Consider the following 16081-nt stretch of genomic DNA (forward strand, 5'->3'; position numbering starts at 1 on the left):
CCATGAAGTTTATCATTAAATTGTTCCCGGAAATCACCATCAAAAGCCAATCTGTGCGTTTGCGCTTTATAAAAATTTTGACCGGAAACATCCGTAACGTTTTAAAGCACTATGACGAGACGCTCGCCGTTGTCCGCCACTGGGACAATATTGAGGTTCGCGCCAAAGATGAAAACCAGCGTCTGGCGATTCGCGACGCGCTGACCCGCATTCCGGGTATCCACCATATTCTTGAAGTAGAAGACGTGCCGTTCACCGACATGCACGATATCTTCGAGAAGGCGCTGGTCCAGTATCGCGACCAACTGGAAGGTAAAACCTTCTGCGTCCGCGTCAAGCGTCGTGGTAAGCACCCCTTCAGCTCTATTGAAGTCGAACGTTATGTCGGCGGCGGTTTGAATCAGCACATTGAGTCCGCGCGTGTGAAGCTGACCCACCCGGATGTGACCGTACATCTGGAGGTGGAAGACGATCGCCTGCTGTTGATCAAAGGGCGTTACGAGGGTATCGGCGGCTACCCGATCGGTACCCAGGAAGATGTTCTGTCGCTGATTTCTGGCGGGTTTGACTCCGGCGTTTCCAGCTACATGCTGATGCGTCGCGGCTGCCGCGTGCATTACTGCTTCTTTAACCTCGGCGGCGCGGCACATGAAATCGGCGTGCGTCAGGTTGCGCACTATCTGTGGAACCGCTTCGGCAGTTCGCACCGCGTGCGTTTTGTCGCAATCAACTTTGAACCGGTGGTCGGCGAAATCCTCGAAAAAGTGGATGATGGCCAGATGGGCGTGGTACTCAAACGCATGATGGTGCGTGCGGCGTCGAAAGTGGCGGAACGTTATGGCGTACAGGCGCTGGTAACCGGCGAAGCGCTGGGCCAGGTGTCCAGCCAGACGCTGACCAACCTGCGTTTGATTGATAACGTCTCCGACACGCTGATCCTGCGCCCGCTGATCTCTTACGATAAAGAGCACATCATCAACCTGGCGCGCCAGATTGGTACGGAAGACTTTGCGCGGACCATGCCGGAATACTGCGGTGTGATCTCGAAAAGCCCGACGGTGAAAGCGATCAAAGCGAAGATTGAAGCGGAAGAAGAGAATTTCGACTTTAGCATCCTCGATAAAGTGGTCGAAGAAGCGAACAATGTCGATATTCGCGACATTGCGCAGCAGACCCAGCAAGACGTTGTGGAAGTTGAGACCGTCAGCGGTTTTAGCCCTAACGATGTGATTCTGGATATTCGCTCCATTGATGAGCAGGATGACAAGCCGCTGAAAGTTGAAGGTGTGGATGTGGTGTCTCTGCCATTCTACAAACTGAGCACTAAATTCGGCGATCTCGACCAGAGTAAAACCTGGCTGCTGTGGTGTGAACGCGGTGTGATGAGTCGTTTGCAGGCGCTGTATCTGCGCGAGCAAGGCTTCGAGAACGTGAAGGTCTATCGCCCGTAATCGTTGTTTACCCCGGCCATCTGCGCCGGGGTAAGTTTAATCCTGCAAATGAAGCGCCGCGACGCTTCTCACCAACTGGTCGGCAATCTGCGGGATGGTTTCTGTACTGAAAAATCCCATCGTCACCGCAATCGCAACCAGCTCTCCATTTTTATTCCGTAGCGGACAGGCAATCGACTGTGCGCCAGGGATCCCTTGCGTTGGATTGTGGCGCACCGCATAGCCCTGAGACTGTATCTGTTCAATGAGTTGCGCTTGCGCCTGATTCTGCGGTTGATAGTGGGAGTAACTCATGAACACTTGCCCTGCTGAACTGGCATCAAGCGGAACGGGCGTATTGGGCAGAAAATCGATATCCACGTTACGGAAACTGCGATTGTAGTGCTTAAGCACTAATCCGACGTCGGTCGCGATGACGACACCGGTTGAATGGTTGAAGGTATCGCGAAAAGCGATCAGCAGCGTATTAAGCTCACTCACCGGATCGCGTGTTGCTGCCGGTTCTCCCGCCATCTGAAGAAGGGTTGACCCCAGGCAATAGAGTCCTTTTTCGTTTTGCCCCAGCATACCCGTTCGACAGAGCGAAACCAGATACTTATGTAAACGACTCTTGGACAGACTGCATCCGGTGGCGATATCGATTGCCCGCGCCTGGCCGTTTTGACTGGCAACAAACGTCAGAATGTTGACGGCGATATCAACCGAATTTACCCCTTGCGATGTTTCAGCCATATGCGTTCTCTTTTTTGATCCTCCGCGAGTATACCATCGCGGCTGAAATCCTTACTGCCTTCGCAATTTAAAAAGCGCGCTACGCCTAAATGGTGAGACGTTGACCTGTATCAAGTTAATCAATGGTGTACCTGGATTAACTAATGGTGAACTTTTGTGGAGGCAAGGACATGGATGCATTGAGCAATACCCGATTAAAAAGAAGAACCCTGCTAAAAGGGTTTGGCGTAGTGGGGTTATCGTCACTGGTGCCAACGTTTCTGACGCTGCGCCAGGCCAACGGTTCACCGTTGGCCCGGGTTCGCCTTAAGCAAACGGATTACCAGACGTTTCAGTCGACCTGTGCGATGGAATGTTTGCACTGCAACCTGACGGCGTATGTCTGGAAAGACCGCTTAATGAAAATTGAAGCGACGAAAGGCTTCAATGTGAAGTGCTGTTTGCGGGGAATTAGCCGGACGAAATGGGTCTACCACCCGTTACGCTTAACGCAACCGCTGCTGCGTACGGGGGAAAAAGGCGAGGGTAAATTTAAGCCGATCAGCTGGGACGCCGCGCTGGATCTGATTGAAAAGAAAATCAGGGAGACAATTGCCACCGATGGTAATAAAGGTTTACTGCTCACAGCCGCCTCCGGGAACATGGACTCTATCAAGAATGATATGGGCAAAGCCTTCTTCGATTATCTCGGCGGCAGTACAAAAACGGCCGGCTCGTTATGTTGCGCAGCGGTCACCGCCGCGATGATGCCGATGGTGGGTCTGCGTTATGCCGATACCCGCGACACGATAGCGGACAGCCGTTACATCTTGTGCTGGGGAAACAATCCGGCAGTCACCATGCACGCCTATTTTAAACATTACTCACAGGCGCAACGCAACGGTGCGCGACTGGTGGTGATCGATCCGCGATTTAACGAAACGGCGGCGAAAGCTGACGAGTGGGTGCCGATTGTGCCTGGTACAGATATCGCGCTGGCATTAGGGATGATCAACATCATCATGCAGGAGAAACGCTATGACGCTGGCTTCCTGCGTGCGCATACCGGAGCGGTTTACCTGGTCGATAAACAGCAGCAATTGATGCGTGCCGACCCTAAGGACGCAGACAGCTATCTGGTGTTTGATACGCTGACCCAGACCCTGAAACGCCACGATGCGCCCGGCGTCATGCCTGCATTGCTGACTGATGAATTGCCCGCCAGCAGTGATTTTACTACTGTGCTTGATAACGTATGGGCACAGGCGAAGCCCTGGACGGCGCAGAAGGTAGAGGAAGAAACTGATGTACCCGCGCAGACGGTATTACGCCTGGCGCGGGATTACGCGTCAACGCAACCGGCGATGATTGTCCAGAACATGTCCGGCGCGCAAAGAACCGAGTTTGGCACTTACGTTGCGGCCAGCCAGTTTTACCTCGCGCTGATCACCGGCAATATCGGCAAAGCCGGGGCGGGGGTTTGCGATGCCGGTGGCGTCAGACAGATGGCAAAATTTTCGCCCATCGTCCCTCCGGCACCCAATGCCGCCAAAATCCCCTCCATTCCTATTCCCAAAATCGGTGACTGGGTCGTTAACGAAAAACCGCACGCGATTAAGTTCTGGTGGAACATGACGCTGGGGGCCATGACACAACTGCCGAATACCAATCAGGTCAGAGAAGCCTTTAAAAAAGTGCCGTTTGTGGTGGTAGCAGACAATCTCATGAGTTCGTCTGCGCTGTATGCCGATCTGGTGCTTCCCGTCACTACCATTTTTGAAGATGTCAGCTTAATGGCGGGGGTACGCAGCCACTATGTGCAACTGATGGAAAAAGCGGTGGAACCACCGGGAGAAGCAAAACCTGATTACTGGATTTTTGCTCGCCTGGCCGAGCGCTTTGGCTTTGGTGAGGTCTTTAACCAGCCCATTGAACACTACATCGATACCTGCCTTAAAGGCTCGGGCATTACCCGTGACATGCTGAAAAAAGGGCCGGTATGTCCTGTTGAGGAAGAGTGGATCCCGTTTAAAGACGGGCAGTTCCGCACGTCGACCGGCAAAGCGCACCTCTACATAGAGGAGTGGGCCAAAAAGGATTTTCTTCCGGTGGTGACCTGGAAGCAGGTGAAAGAGTCGGTAAAAGGTTCGCCTGAACTGGCAAGTCAGTATCCGTTAATGGCGGTGCAGCGCAAACTGGCACGTAGCGTGCACTCCAGTCACGGCATGAACGAATGGATCCTCGAAGTTCAGCGTAACCGACCGAACGTGATGATTCACCCTGAAGACGCCCGCCAGCGTCAGATCCAGGCAGGAGAGTGGGTCGTGGTGTTCAATCATCGCGGACAACATCGGGCGATTGCCGACGTGACCACACATATCAAACGCGGGGTGGTGAGTCTGGATAACGGTTGGTGGGAGCAACAGGGCGGAAGCAGCAGTCATGTCACTAACGATCAGGTGGAAGTGTTGGGGAATGGACACTGTTGCAACAGTACGCTGGTGGATGTGAGAAGGGAGGCATAATCGCGATGAAACAATATGGATTTCTTATTGATATGCAGAATTGCTATGGCTGCAAAACCTGTAGCATGGCCTGCAAATCGGAAAATATGACCCCTCTTGGGGTGTTATGGCGTCGGGTTCGCGAACGTCATACGGATGAACCCAACACCCAGGCGTTTATTAGCATGTCGTGTAACCACTGCGATGACCCGCAGTGTATGAAAGTGTGCCCAGCGGGAACGTATACGAAGCGGGCTGATGGCATCGTGATACAGGATCACGAGCGCTGCATTGGCTGTCGGATGTGCATTATGGCCTGCCCGTGGAGCGCGCCGGTTTACGATCCTGAAGAAGGCAAAACCAGTAAATGCAACCTGTGCGCCGAACGCCTTGATGAGGGGTTACAGCCACGTTGCGTGGAGTCCTGTCCGGCAGGTGTATTACGTTTTGGTGAGATAACGGAATTGCGTAAGGAACATACGACGCAGTGGGCGATACTGGAAAAACGCTACAACCTCCCCGATCACACGATCAGTCAGCCCAACATTGTCATTATTCCCCCCAGGGATTGAGGAGAGCGAAATGGAACATTATGAATTGCCATTGGTTTTCTTCACCGTCTTTGCACAGTGGGGAATTGGCGGCGTACTGGCGTTAACGCTGTGTCAGCATTTCGGCACAAAAAAATTCAGCGCGATGCAATACCGCACGCTGGCATCATGGTTCTGGGTTATTACGGTGCTGGGATCGTTTGCCTCGCTGGTGCACCTGGGATCGCCTGAAGGCGCTTATCGCTCGCTTTTCGGGTTAGGGAATTCCTGGCTCAGTCGGGAAGTGGTGATGTTTATTGCGTTGAATGGCGTGATGTTCTGCTGGCTAGTGCTGTGCTGGCTTAAGCCTGAACATCATGCCGTTGTCCTTCTGGGGGGAATCACTGCGCTTGTGGGGCTGATATCTATTCTGGTGACGTCGCAGGTTTACCATCAGATGGGGCTGCATCCGCTTTGGTCTTCGGTTGCTACACCTGTCAGTTTTTTGGCAACGGCTATTCTGCTTGGGTTTATGAGTGTGGCGGTGGCGTTTGGCTATTGGCATAACCCAACGCCGATCTTATGCAGAGCGGGAATCTTCATCGGAATTCTGTTAAGCGCAGGCGCGCTGTGGATCCGTTTTCAGGTTCCGGGCGCTGATGCTGCAAGTCCTCTGTTCTGGTGGCAGCTATTCGCCAGTATCGGTGTTGCCGTATGGGGCATTTCTCGCGTGAATGTTGGGGTAAGCGCTTACGCGTGGGGGGCCGTTATTGTGACGGGCGAACTGGCGGGAAGAATGCTGTTTTACAGTAATGTCATGAGCGGAGCGCCATGGTTCTAAGCGGGTATGTTTCTCCCTCTTCGAACCCAGTATTTTTGCAGGCCGGATGACGAAGTACTACGCCGTCATCCGGCAATCTGACACTGTTATTCAAAGCGAATGGGGAGCGTTTTCCCGTTCGATTCCCAGACGCCCAGATAGACGCCATTGTTTAAATCCAGAGTGATCTTCTCTTCGGTTTCAGCAGAAATACTCGTTCTCAGCTCATAGTGCTGAGCATTCTCCGTACCGCATTTACCGGTAAGTTCGATAGGTGAGCCGTATTTTTCATAAAAATAGGCTCCGCTGGCCGATGCTTCATTACAGGTGATATTCATCACGATGCGCATACTTTTTCCCAACGTGCCGTAGACTAACTTGCCGTTAAGCGAGGGGGCAGGGGAGAGGGGTTTTTCACTGTTACCGGAAGTCAGTGACTTCCCGTAGGGGGTCAGTTGGTCGTGTAACGTTGCGGCGGCGATTTTCGTCGTGAAATCACCGAGCTCATCCATCGCGCGGCTTGCATGGTTGCTGCAACGTCCATTAATGAAGACGAGATCGCCTTTCTGAAGCGAGAAATTATCAACATAGTACAGCCCGCCCTCATACGTCGCGCATGAGGCATAGAACTCTTCGTAATTAAAATCCTCTCCTTTTTCCGCTTTGATTTGCTCTGCCGACTCGGACTTATGCTTATCAACAAAGGTGGTTATCTGGGAGCGAATATCTTTTCTGACGCGGGTGTTTAACTGGGCAATGGTGGCCGGGGAAAACAGATCGTCGAGGGTGATATTCGCGCCACTCGCTAAATCGAAGCTCAGTGGAACATTATAAGATTCGCAATAGGCGCCGCAGCCTTCCACAAAAAGGTTTAATGTCAGTATTTTGTTGTCACGATATTCGACGGTGTAGTCCAGATTGGCGGTGGCATCAATGCCGCTTTTTGCCAGTTTATTCAACGTGGCCTGCGGATCGTTACCCGGCAACTGGTTCAGAAAACGGGAGAAGATAAAATCGTTGATGCGCTTTGCAGCTTGTGGGTTATCCGCTGAGGTGAACCAGGGGAGACGATACTGAATTTCCGTGCTCTCAGGATAGTTGAAGCTGAGGTTCTTAATGTCTAACTGCGTCGCCATCACGCAGCCAGAAAACAACCATAAAGCCACTCCGGTCAGACATCCCTTCATCTGTTATTCCTTTATTAAGATTAAGCAGGCCGCTGGAGTGGCCTTGAAATTACTCGTAGTAGTTATAAATGCCTGCCGCCATAACTAACTGTGACGCGACCTGATGGGCCTTTTCGCGCCCGACCAGCAGGTCAATGATTTTCAGGCCAAAGTCGATGGATGTCCCTGGCCCCTGACTGGTCAACAGGTTAACGCGCGGGTCCCAAACTACACGTTTGTCCTGCCACTGTTCAGCCGGGATTTTATCTTTCAGCGCGGGGAATCCGGTCATATTACCGAGCGGGAAGATATTGTGCGGAACCAGTACCGTTGCCGCCGCCGCGCAGATTGCCGCGACGATACGTCCGGAGCGATGGAACTGTTTGACCGTTTCAACCAGCAACGGGCTGTCGCGAAAACATTCGGCGCCTTTTATACCGCCCGGTAACACAATAATGTCGAAATCGCCGTCAGCCACTTCCACCAGAGGCGCGTCCGCGAGCAGCTTCACACCACGCGAACAGACGATGGTCAGGGAGCCGTCGCTGGCCACGCTCGCCGTAGTGACCTGAATACCGCCACGAACCAGGAGATCGATAGTGGTAACCGCTTCGGTCTCTTCACTACCAGGGGCGAGACATACCAGTGCTTGAGCGCTCATACTCACTTTCCTTTCGCTTTATCATTTCAAACAGACGGGCGTTTTCCGTAACGGCAATACCATGCGCGCGGGCGCGTTTTAATAAGTAGCCGGTAATGTAATCGATCTCGGTATGGCGCAGAGCACGAATATCCTGCAGCATGGATGAGATGTTTTGTGCCGTACTGTCAATCACTTGCTCAACATAATAGCGTAAATCATCCACCGAGGTATGGTGCCCTTCACGCTCGATAACCGCCGCCACCTCCTGACAGATCAGCATGATTTGTTCAGGATGTTGCCGTAGCTCGCCATTTGGGCAGTTCCACAGGGCGGTGAGCGGATTTATCACGCAGTTCACGGCCAGTTTGCGCCACATTTCGGTACGAATATTGTTGTGCCAGGCAACATCGGGCAGCACGTTCTGCAGCAGATCGGCGAGGTAACTGTAATCACCATCCTGTTCACGCGCTGGACCAATGCGCGTTGTCCCATTGGCTACGTGGATAATAATGTTGCCATCGCGCCTTGCTGCGTGGGTGGTGGTGCCCATCAGCAGCGGTTGAGAAATGCTTTGCAGTTCTTCAATCGTACCCATTCCATTGTGAATCAACAGAATCGGTGTGGTCACCGGCAGAATTGCCGCAAGCCCTTTCACGGCGTCCGAGACTTGCCAGGCTTTGAGTGTCACCAGCAACAGATCGCTATTCGCGAGAAAATCGGGGTCGTTCGCCGTCAGGGATTCATTAAAAATCGAACCATCGGTCTCGATAAGGTTCACGCTGCAATAAGGTTGCGGTACCCGCAGCCAGCCTTGTACTTCATGTCCATGTTTGCACAGCGCTGTAAGCCAAAGTTGCCCTAAGGCTCCGCATCCCAATACGGTTATTTTCATTCATCCTCCTCACCCGCAACAGCACCGGGCGTTCTTCCACATAGTATAGCGCTGTCTGTCGAGGAACTTTGCAGGTATTATGCTTCGCATCAAAAACAGAGGGAGAGGAAAAGATGCCATCTTTCGATATTGTGTCTGAAGTTGATCTTCAGGAAGCGCGTAACGCAGTCGATAATGCGAGCCGCGAAGTTGAGTCACGCTTTGATTTTCGGGGCGTTGAGGCCACTTTTGAGCTGAATGAGGCGAATAAGACAATCAAAGTTCTGAGCGAATCTGATTTTCAGGTCAATCAGTTGCTGGATATTCTGCGTGCCAAGCTGCTGAAACGCGGCATTGAAGGGACGTCTCTGGACGTGCCGGAAACGTTCATCCACAGCGGTAAAACCTGGTTTGTTGAAGCGAAGCTGAAACAGGGCATTGAAAGCGCCGTGCAGAAGAAAATCGTCAAGCTGATTAAAGACAGCAAGCTGAAAGTGCAGGCGCAGATTCAGGGCGAGGAAATTCGTGTGACCGGTAAGGCGCGTGACGATCTGCAGTCCGTGATGGCGCTGGTGCGCGGCGGCGATCTGGGGCAGCCGTTCCAGTTTAAAAACTTCCGCGACTAAGTGGTCATGCTGGATGGCGCACAGCGTTAAGGCCTACAATATCAACGTAATGTGTAGGCCCGGTTAGGCTGATAGCCGCCATCCGGCGTAATGAAGAATTACGCGGGTTTGATGGTTTGCTCAACCTCAAACCGATTGGTGATTTTGCTGTCGATCTTCACGTAGGCGGAATGTTCGCTCGCCACAATCAGCACTTCACTCACCCCATCTTTTGCCATCAGGCGCTGTTTGAGGGCGTCATCAGCGGCAACATCCGCTGGAATTTCGACACGTAAGCTGCTGACATACGGCGGTTCTTTCATGGTACTGGCAACCGCCAGCCACACGGCCGTCAGCACGACCCCTGCCAGAAACACTGCCTGACCGTCAAACATCCCATCGACCCAGCCGCCCAACGAACCACCAATCGCCACGCCCAGGAACTGGCTGGTGGAGTAGACGCCCATTGCGGTTCCTTTATAACCGGCGGGGGACTCTTTGCTGATAAGCGAAGGAAGGAGGGCTTCCATCAGGTTGAAGGCGAGGAAGAAAAGCTGAACCCCGGCAATCAGTCCCCAGAAATGGACATCCGCTCCCCACAGCACAATTTCCGCTATCAGGATCAGCGCCACGCACCACAGAAATACCCGCTTCATCTTGCGTTTTACTTCGGCATAAATAATGAAGGGCACCACGGAACCAAAAGAGATCAACATGGTGACCAGGTAAATCTTCCAGTGCTCGGCAGCAGGAAAACCTGCGGCGGTGAGCTGACCAGGGAGGGCAACGAAGGTAGACATCAACAGGATGTGCAGGCACATAATGCCGAAGTTGAGCTTTAGCAGTTTGGGTTCGGCCAGTACCTTGCTGAAACTGCCTTTTACCATCCCGGATTCGCGGTTCAGCACATGGTTAGTGCTGTTAGGTACCACCCAGATAGTCAAGATAATACCGAGGGTGGCCAGTATCGCGATCATCCAGAACAGGGCATTCAGCCCGAGGGCGTGGGTGATCACCGGCCCGAGCACCATCGCAATGGCGAAGGTAATACCAAAACTGACGCCGATAAACGCCATCGCTTTGGTGCGATTTTGCTCGCGGGTCAAATCCGATAACAGCGCCATGACGGCGGCGGCGATGGCGCCAGACCCCTGCAGCGCACGCCCCAGAATGATCCCCCAAATAGAGTGGGAGAGGGCGGCGATCACGCTACCAGCGACAAACACCGCCAGGCCGCCGACAATAAGCGGCTTGCGACCAATACGGTCGGAGAGCAATCCGAAGGGGATCTGGAAAACGGCTTGCGCCAGCCCGTAAATGCCGATGGCAAGTCCAATCAAGGCTTCGCTGGCACCTTGTAGCGCCATACCGTAAGTGGTCAGAACAGGCAGAACCATAAACATGCCGAGCATGCGCAATGAAAATACGGTCCCTAAACCCCAGGTGGCGCGCAACTCGCCTGGCGTCATTTTGTAATCGTTCATTCCCACCTCTGTATACAATTCGCGACTAGTGTAAAGCGGTACGCCGGCGGGGTAAATACGCGGTTAATGAGAAAATATTACGTGCCTAATTAATTTGTGATGTGAATAAAAAAGGGCGCCGGAGCGCCCTTTTTAAGCGATGTTTGACTTACCAGACGTAGGTCAGCAGGCTTTGCGAATTCGGCACCATAAAGTCAACGGACATCATCACGGAGAGCGCGGTAATGGCGATGATGGAGAAGCCGAAGAGCTTACGCGCCCAGACTTTATCATCTTCCACTTTGTAACCGCGCAACGCCATGCCGAGCCACCAGACGCTTACTGCCGCTGCGACGATCAGGTATTTGTAACCTGCGTAGCCGCCAAGGGTCAGCATCAGGGTGGCGATAGCAAACGCCACGATGTACAGCGTGATGTGGTTTTTCGCGACCGAAATACCTTTGACCACCGGCAGAACCGGGATATTGGCTGCCTGATAATCCTTAAAGCGGAAAATCGCGATGGCATAGGAGTGCGGCATTTGCCACAGGCTAAAGATCGCCAGCAGAATCAATGCGCCGCTGTCGAACTCACCCGTTACGGCGCAGTAGCCAATCACCGGCGGCGCAGCGCCGGAGAGAGAGCCAATCAGCGTGCCGTAAACGGAGTGGCGTTTCATGTACAGGCTATAGACGCCAACATACACCACGAAGCCCATCACCCCCAGCCAGCAGGCCAGAGGGTTAGCGCCAAACCACAGCAGCATGAAGCCAGCAATACCCAGCAGGGTGGCGTACACCAGCGAGACGTTAGGAGAGATCAGGCCTTTTACCAGCACCCGATTCTTGGTCCTTTCCATCTTCCTGTCGATATCCCTGTCGATGTAGTTGTTAAATACACAACCCGACGCCACAACCAGTGACACACCGATCAGCGTGTAGATAAACAGGGGGTAATCGATGCTGCCTTTTGAGGCCAGCAGGAACCCCCCAATCACCGAGATCAGGTTGCCAAAGATGATGCCTGGTTTCGTTACTTGCAGGTATTGCTTAAACATCATACTCGCCGCTCTTAGTGCATCATCATGTTGTAGTTGAGGTTCCACATAATCCAGATGGAGCCCACAACCAGGATGGCGATGATCAACACGGTAAAGACGAAAGCCGTCATGTTCCAGCCTTCATCAGATTTGGTGTTCATGTGCAGGAAGCACACCAGATGCACCAGAATCTGTACCACTGCCATCGCAAGAATCGTCCCCAGAATTACGGCTGGAGAGGCAGAACCCGTCATCACCATCCAGAACGGAATGACCGTCAGGATGATCGACAGGATAAACCCTGTCATGTAGGTTTTTACGCTGCCATGGGACGCGCCGCTGTGTTCGGTAGAATGACTCATTACATCGCCCCCATCAGATAAACAACAGTGAACACACAGATCCACACCACATCCAGGAAGTGCCAGAACAGGCTCAGGCACATGATGCGGGTACGGTTAGTGCTGGTCAGGCCGCGACGGGCGATTTGCACCATCAGCACCGCCATCCAGATAAGACCGGAAGTGACGTGCAGACCGTGCGTACCGACCAGCGCGAAGAACGCAGACAGGAAGCCGCTGCGATCCGGACCCATACCTTCAACAACCAGGTGATGGAATTCATAGATTTCCATCCCGATGAAGCCTGCGCCAAACAACCAGGTCAGCATCAGCCAGGAGATGACCTGGCTCTTGTTGTTTTTGTACATGGCGATCGCCGCCATGCCGTAGGTGATGGAGCTGAATAACAGCAGGAACGTTTCTACCAGAACGAACGGCAGTTCAAAAATGTCCTTACCTGTTGGGCCACCTGCAGTGCCGTTCACCAGAACGGCATAGGTTGCAAACAGAATAGAGAACAGAATGCAGTCGCTCATCAGGTAGATCCAAAATCCGAAGATTTTGGTCTGGCCTGCGTCGTGGTGCCCGTGTTCGTGCGCGTGGGCAGTCGCGTGCGCTAAAGTATCAGTTGCCATTTTTCAGCCCTGCCTTAGAAATCTCATCGAAATGCTGATTTTCCAGTTTTTCGACTTCCGGGACTGGTACGTAGTAGTCCACGTCCTCATCAAAGCTTTTCACAATCCAGCTGATGATCATGCCTGCGAAGCTTGCAATCGCCAGCCACCAGATATGCCAGATCATGGCGAAACCGAAGAGGGTCGCGAAGGCGGCAATGACAATGCCCGCACCGCTGTTTTTCGGCATATGAATTTCTTCATAGTGCGTAGGCTGTTTGTACGCTTCGCCTTTTTCTTTCATTTCCCAGAATGCATCACGCTCGTGAACGTGCGGCACAACGGCAAAGTTATAGAACGGAGGCGGGGAAGAGGTTGCCCACTCCAGCGTACGGCCACCCCATGGATCGCCTGTCAGGTCACGGTTCTGGTCGCGGTCGCGAATAGAAACGTAGATCTGGATGACCAGACACAGAATACCCAGCGCAATCAGCGCGGCGCCGCAGGCGGCAATCATCAGCATGGTGTGGAACTGTGGATCAATCTGCTGGCTGAGGCGACGGGTCATCCCCATGAAGCCCAGCACGTACAGCGGCATAAATGCGACGAAGAAGCCGATGATCCAACACCAGAATGCGCGTTTACCCCAGGTTTCGTTCAACGTGTAGCCAAACGCTTTTGGCCACCAGTAAGTCATACCTGCGAAGCAACCGAAGACCACACCACCGATGATAACGTTGTGGAAGTGGGCAATCAGGAACAGGCTGTTATGCAGAACGAAGTCGGCACCCGGAACCGCCAGCAGAACACCGGTCATACCACCCACAGAGAAGGTGACGATAAAACCAATGGTCCACAGCATCGCGGAGTGGAATACGATACGTCCCTGGTACATGGTGAACAGCCAGTTGAAAATCTTCACCCCGGTCGGGATGGCGATAATCATCGTGGTGATACCGAAGAAGGCGTTTACGTTCGCACCCGCACCCATGGTGAAGAAGTGGTGCAGCCAGACGATGAACGACAGCACGGTAATACACACGGTTGCCCACACCAGTGAGGTGTAACCAAACAGGCGCTTACGCGAGAAGGTTGCTGCGACTTCAGAGAACACCCCAAACACTGGCAGAATCAGAATGTACACTTCCGGATGGCCCCAGGCCCAAATCAGGTTGATGTACATCATCATGTTGCCGCCCATATCGTTGGTAAAGAAATGGGTGCCCAGATAGCGATCCAGGGTCAGCAGCGCGATGGTGACTGTCAGAATAGGGAACGAGGCGATGATCAGTACGTTCGCACACAGCGATGCCCAAGTAAATACCGGCATCTTGAACATGGTCATGCCCGGCGCACGCATCTTCAGAATCGTCACGAAGAAGTTGATACCGGTCAGCGTCGTACCGATACCGGAGAGCTGGAGACTCCAGATCCAGTAATCTACCCCGACACTTGGACTGTACTCTATTCCCGAAAGCGGCGGATACGCCAGCCAACCGGTCTGTGCGAACTCACCGACGCCCAGAGACAGGTTAACCAGAATGACACCGACAACGGTGAACCAGAAGCTCAGGTTGTTCAGGAACGGGAAGGCAACGTCACGTGCGCCGATCTGCAGCGGAACCACCAGGTTCATCAGACCGATAACAAATGGCATTGCCACGAAGAAGATCATAATCACGCCGTGCGCCGTGAAGATCTGGTCGTAGTGGTGAGGTGGCAGGAAGCCTGCTTCCCCGGCCGAGGCCAGCGCCTGCTGACTACGCATCATGACCGCATCCGCAAAGCCACGCAGCAGCATGACGATTGCGACGATGACATACATGATGCCAAGGCGTTTGTGGTCAACCGAAGTTAGCCACTCTTTCCACAGATAGGTCCACTTACCGAAGTAAGTAATGAGGCCCAGTAAGGCCGCCCCACCGATGATAATGGCAGCGATCGTAACCATGACGATAGGTTCATGGAACGGGACTGCATCCAGTGTTAATTTTCCTAACATCGTATCTTCCTCACCCCCCTGAATGGGCGGATTCCGCGTGGCTCATGTCCATGCCTTCCATTCCTTCATGTGAGCTGTGCTCGGCTGAAGGGTGGGTCATGTCCATACTCTTACCGTGAGCCATGAATTTGTTAATAACGTCTTTAAACAAATCCGGTTTCACAGTGGAGAAATATTCCACCTGGTTGTATTCGCTTGGTGCAGCCACTTTATCGAACGCTGCCATGTCATTCATGGTGTTCGAAGACTGTTTCGCTTTAGCAACCCATTGATCGAATTCGGCGCGGTCCTTTGTTGCGATAGCCTTGAACTTCATGCCGGAGAAGCCTGGTCCGCTGTAGCTTGCGGAGATACCATCATAAGTACCGACTTCGTTGGCGATCAGATGCAAACGCGTTTGCATACCGGCCATGGCATAGATCTGGCTACCCAGACGCGGGATAAAGAAGGAGTTCATCACGGAGTTGGAGGTCACTTTGAACTCAACCGGAGTGTTCGCCGGGAAGGCGATTTCATTTACGGTTGCAATGCCTTGTTCCGGGTAGATGAAGAACCATTTCCAGTCCATGGAAACCACTTCAATGGTAATCGGCTTCTCGTCATGCGCCAGCGGTTTGCTTGGCTCAAGAGCGTGAGTGGTTTTCCAGGTCAGTACGGCAAGGAAGATGATGATTAAGATAGGCACCGTCCAGACCACAGCTTCCACTTTATTGGAGTGTGACCAGTTCGGGCTGTACTTCGCATCTTTATTGCTCGCACGGTACTTCCAGGCGAAACCAACAGCCATCAAGATGGCGGGAATAACGACAATCAACATCAGGCCAAATGCCGTCAGTATCAATGAACGTTGTTCCAGTCCAATCTGTCCTTTAGGGTCAAGCAGCGCAGAATTACAGCCACTGAGTAATGCAGTGCCTGCAATTAATGACAACCATCCCAAACTTTTATTGTATTTCCTGAGTCTCATTTAACGACCTCAATTCCACGGGACCGGGTGGCGTTTAAAGTGTGTGGGCATTTTACGGGAAGGTTACATTACTGTAAACATCAATGGATCTGTGTTACCGGGTTCTGCCGCACGTGTCACATATGTTGCACGGGGTGTTGAATTGACTTTAAGAACCTGTTGCAACATGACGTTATAACGAAAGTGGGTGATCCGATGAGTCAGGGAGGGCAATTGGTATAACCAATGTGAAAATAAAACAATTAATTAACAATTCATTATCAATAACTGGACAATTAAAAAACGGAAAATTAAATACTCATCGGCTGAATCGTGTAAGGAAAATAGGGGGCGGTGAAATTGTCAATAATTTCC

15 protein-coding genes are annotated in these 16081 nt (G+C 52.6%); 5 read left to right on the forward strand and 10 right to left on the reverse strand.

The annotated features are described in order from the left end of the window. Positions 1–2 precede the first annotated feature (2 nt). Entirely contained in the window at positions 3–1451 is a 1449-nt protein-coding gene (gene thiI, locus AC07NP_RS00295) for a tRNA uracil 4-sulfurtransferase ThiI (RefSeq protein WP_276292591.1), read from the forward strand. Positions 1452–1487: 36 nt separating this feature from the next. Here thiI and AC07NP_RS00300 read toward each other — a convergent pair whose 3' ends face one another. Beyond that, positions 1488–2183 (reverse strand): helix-turn-helix domain-containing protein, encoded by a 696-nt coding sequence (locus AC07NP_RS00300; RefSeq protein ID WP_494659224.1) that lies wholly within the window; start codon positions 2181–2183, stop codon positions 1488–1490. A 170-nt stretch (positions 2184–2353) separates the two neighbouring features. Here AC07NP_RS00300 and AC07NP_RS00305 point away from each other — a divergent pair, with 170 nt between their 5' ends. From AC07NP_RS00305 to AC07NP_RS00315, 3 genes are read left to right on the forward strand one after another with little or no spacing between them, the layout of a single operon-like run. Continuing rightward, a complete protein-coding gene (locus AC07NP_RS00305) occupies positions 2354–4687 on the forward strand; it encodes a molybdopterin-containing oxidoreductase family protein (protein WP_494659225.1) in 2334 nt (777 codons plus the stop codon). A 5-nt stretch (positions 4688–4692) separates the two neighbouring features. Further along, positions 4693–5238 carry a 4Fe-4S dicluster domain-containing protein gene (locus tag AC07NP_RS00310; protein WP_494659226.1) on the forward strand — a complete coding sequence of 182 codons (546 nt, stop codon included), beginning with the start codon at positions 4693–4695 and terminating at the stop codon, positions 5236–5238. Positions 5239–5248: 10 nt separating this feature from the next. Further along, positions 5249–6037 (forward strand): dimethyl sulfoxide reductase anchor subunit family protein, encoded by a 789-nt coding sequence (locus tag AC07NP_RS00315; protein ID WP_494659227.1) that lies wholly within the window; start codon positions 5249–5251, stop codon positions 6035–6037. Between the two features lie 86 nt (positions 6038–6123). Here AC07NP_RS00315 and AC07NP_RS00320 read toward each other — a convergent pair whose 3' ends face one another. Genes AC07NP_RS00320 through panE form a run of 3 tightly spaced genes read right to left on the reverse strand, consistent with a single transcriptional unit; the run spans position 6124 to position 8717 of the window. Further along, positions 6124–7203 carry a hypothetical protein gene (locus tag AC07NP_RS00320; RefSeq protein WP_494659228.1) on the reverse strand — a complete coding sequence of 360 codons (1080 nt, stop codon included), beginning with the start codon at positions 7201–7203 and terminating at the stop codon, positions 6124–6126. A 49-nt stretch (positions 7204–7252) separates the two neighbouring features. Continuing rightward, a complete protein-coding gene (gene yajL / locus AC07NP_RS00325) occupies positions 7253–7843 on the reverse strand; it encodes a protein deglycase YajL (protein ID WP_203358673.1) in 591 nt (196 codons plus the stop codon). Beyond that, on the reverse strand, positions 7806–8717 hold the full coding sequence (gene panE, locus AC07NP_RS00330) for a 2-dehydropantoate 2-reductase (RefSeq protein WP_301696640.1): 912 nt from the start codon (positions 8715–8717) through the stop codon (positions 7806–7808). Before panE ends, yajL begins: the two co-directional genes overlap by 38 nt. A gap of 113 nt (positions 8718–8830) precedes the next feature. On the opposite strand from panE, the gene AC07NP_RS00335 reads away from it, so the two are divergent. Next, positions 8831–9322 carry a YajQ family cyclic di-GMP-binding protein gene (locus AC07NP_RS00335; protein ID WP_182270309.1) on the forward strand — a complete coding sequence of 164 codons (492 nt, stop codon included), beginning with the start codon at positions 8831–8833 and terminating at the stop codon, positions 9320–9322. 98 nt (positions 9323–9420) lie between these two features. On the opposite strand, the gene AC07NP_RS00340 is transcribed toward AC07NP_RS00335, so the two are convergent. From AC07NP_RS00340 to cyoA, 6 genes are all read right to left on the reverse strand, one after another. Beyond that, positions 9421–10785 (reverse strand): MFS transporter, encoded by a 1365-nt coding sequence (locus AC07NP_RS00340; RefSeq protein ID WP_494659229.1) that lies wholly within the window; start codon positions 10783–10785, stop codon positions 9421–9423. 148 nt (positions 10786–10933) lie between these two features. Then, complete coding sequence (gene cyoE, locus AC07NP_RS00345) at positions 10934–11824, reverse strand: heme o synthase (RefSeq protein ID WP_494659230.1); 891 nt, start codon at positions 11822–11824, stop codon at positions 10934–10936. An 11-nt stretch (positions 11825–11835) separates the two neighbouring features. Beyond that, entirely contained in the window at positions 11836–12165 is a 330-nt protein-coding gene (locus AC07NP_RS00350) for a cytochrome o ubiquinol oxidase subunit IV (protein WP_162378952.1), read from the reverse strand. Next, the gene (locus tag AC07NP_RS00355; RefSeq protein ID WP_203358669.1) at positions 12165–12779 is read right to left on the reverse strand and encodes a cytochrome o ubiquinol oxidase subunit III; all 615 of its coding nucleotides are present in this window, start codon (positions 12777–12779) and stop codon (positions 12165–12167) included. Before AC07NP_RS00355 ends, AC07NP_RS00350 begins: the two co-directional genes overlap by 1 nt. After that, the gene (cyoB, locus tag AC07NP_RS00360; RefSeq protein WP_203358668.1) at positions 12769–14760 is read right to left on the reverse strand and encodes a cytochrome o ubiquinol oxidase subunit I; all 1992 of its coding nucleotides are present in this window, start codon (positions 14758–14760) and stop codon (positions 12769–12771) included. Before cyoB ends, AC07NP_RS00355 begins: the two co-directional genes overlap by 11 nt. A gap of 10 nt (positions 14761–14770) precedes the next feature. Beyond that, positions 14771–15727, reverse strand: coding sequence for a cytochrome o ubiquinol oxidase subunit II (gene cyoA / locus AC07NP_RS00365; RefSeq protein WP_203358667.1), 957 nt, complete (start codon positions 15725–15727; stop codon positions 14771–14773). Between the last annotated feature and the right edge of the window lie 354 nt (positions 15728–16081).

This window comes from Citrobacter sp. GW821-FHT07H02 (assembly GCF_059418505.1).

Excerpts from the sequence above, each read along its gene's own strand:
- thiI (WP_276292591.1), top strand. The coding sequence starts at position 3 with ATGAAGTTTATCATTAAATTGTTCCCGGAAATCACCATCAAAAGCCAA.
- AC07NP_RS00300 (WP_494659224.1), bottom strand. The coding sequence starts at position 2,183 with ATGGCTGAAACATCGCAAGGGGTAAATTCGGTTGATATCGCCGTCAAC.
- AC07NP_RS00305 (WP_494659225.1), top strand. The coding sequence starts at position 2,354 with ATGGATGCATTGAGCAATACCCGATTAAAAAGAAGAACCCTGCTAAAA.
- AC07NP_RS00310 (WP_494659226.1), top strand. The coding sequence starts at position 4,693 with ATGAAACAATATGGATTTCTTATTGATATGCAGAATTGCTATGGCTGC.
- AC07NP_RS00315 (WP_494659227.1), top strand. The coding sequence starts at position 5,249 with ATGGAACATTATGAATTGCCATTGGTTTTCTTCACCGTCTTTGCACAG.
- AC07NP_RS00320 (WP_494659228.1), bottom strand. The coding sequence starts at position 7,203 with ATGAAGGGATGTCTGACCGGAGTGGCTTTATGGTTGTTTTCTGGCTGC.
- yajL (WP_203358673.1), bottom strand. The coding sequence starts at position 7,843 with ATGAGCGCTCAAGCACTGGTATGTCTCGCCCCTGGTAGTGAAGAGACC.
- panE (WP_301696640.1), bottom strand. The coding sequence starts at position 8,717 with ATGAAAATAACCGTATTGGGATGCGGAGCCTTAGGGCAACTTTGGCTT.
- AC07NP_RS00335 (WP_182270309.1), top strand. The coding sequence starts at position 8,831 with ATGCCATCTTTCGATATTGTGTCTGAAGTTGATCTTCAGGAAGCGCGT.
- AC07NP_RS00340 (WP_494659229.1), bottom strand. The coding sequence starts at position 10,785 with ATGAACGATTACAAAATGACGCCAGGCGAGTTGCGCGCCACCTGGGGT.
- cyoE (WP_494659230.1), bottom strand. The coding sequence starts at position 11,824 with ATGATGTTTAAGCAATACCTGCAAGTAACGAAACCAGGCATCATCTTT.
- AC07NP_RS00350 (WP_162378952.1), bottom strand. The coding sequence starts at position 12,165 with ATGAGTCATTCTACCGAACACAGCGGCGCGTCCCATGGCAGCGTAAAA.
- AC07NP_RS00355 (WP_203358669.1), bottom strand. The coding sequence starts at position 12,779 with ATGGCAACTGATACTTTAGCGCACGCGACTGCCCACGCGCACGAACAC.
- cyoB (WP_203358668.1), bottom strand. The coding sequence starts at position 14,760 with ATGTTAGGAAAATTAACACTGGATGCAGTCCCGTTCCATGAACCTATC.
- cyoA (WP_203358667.1), bottom strand. The coding sequence starts at position 15,727 with ATGAGACTCAGGAAATACAATAAAAGTTTGGGATGGTTGTCATTAATT.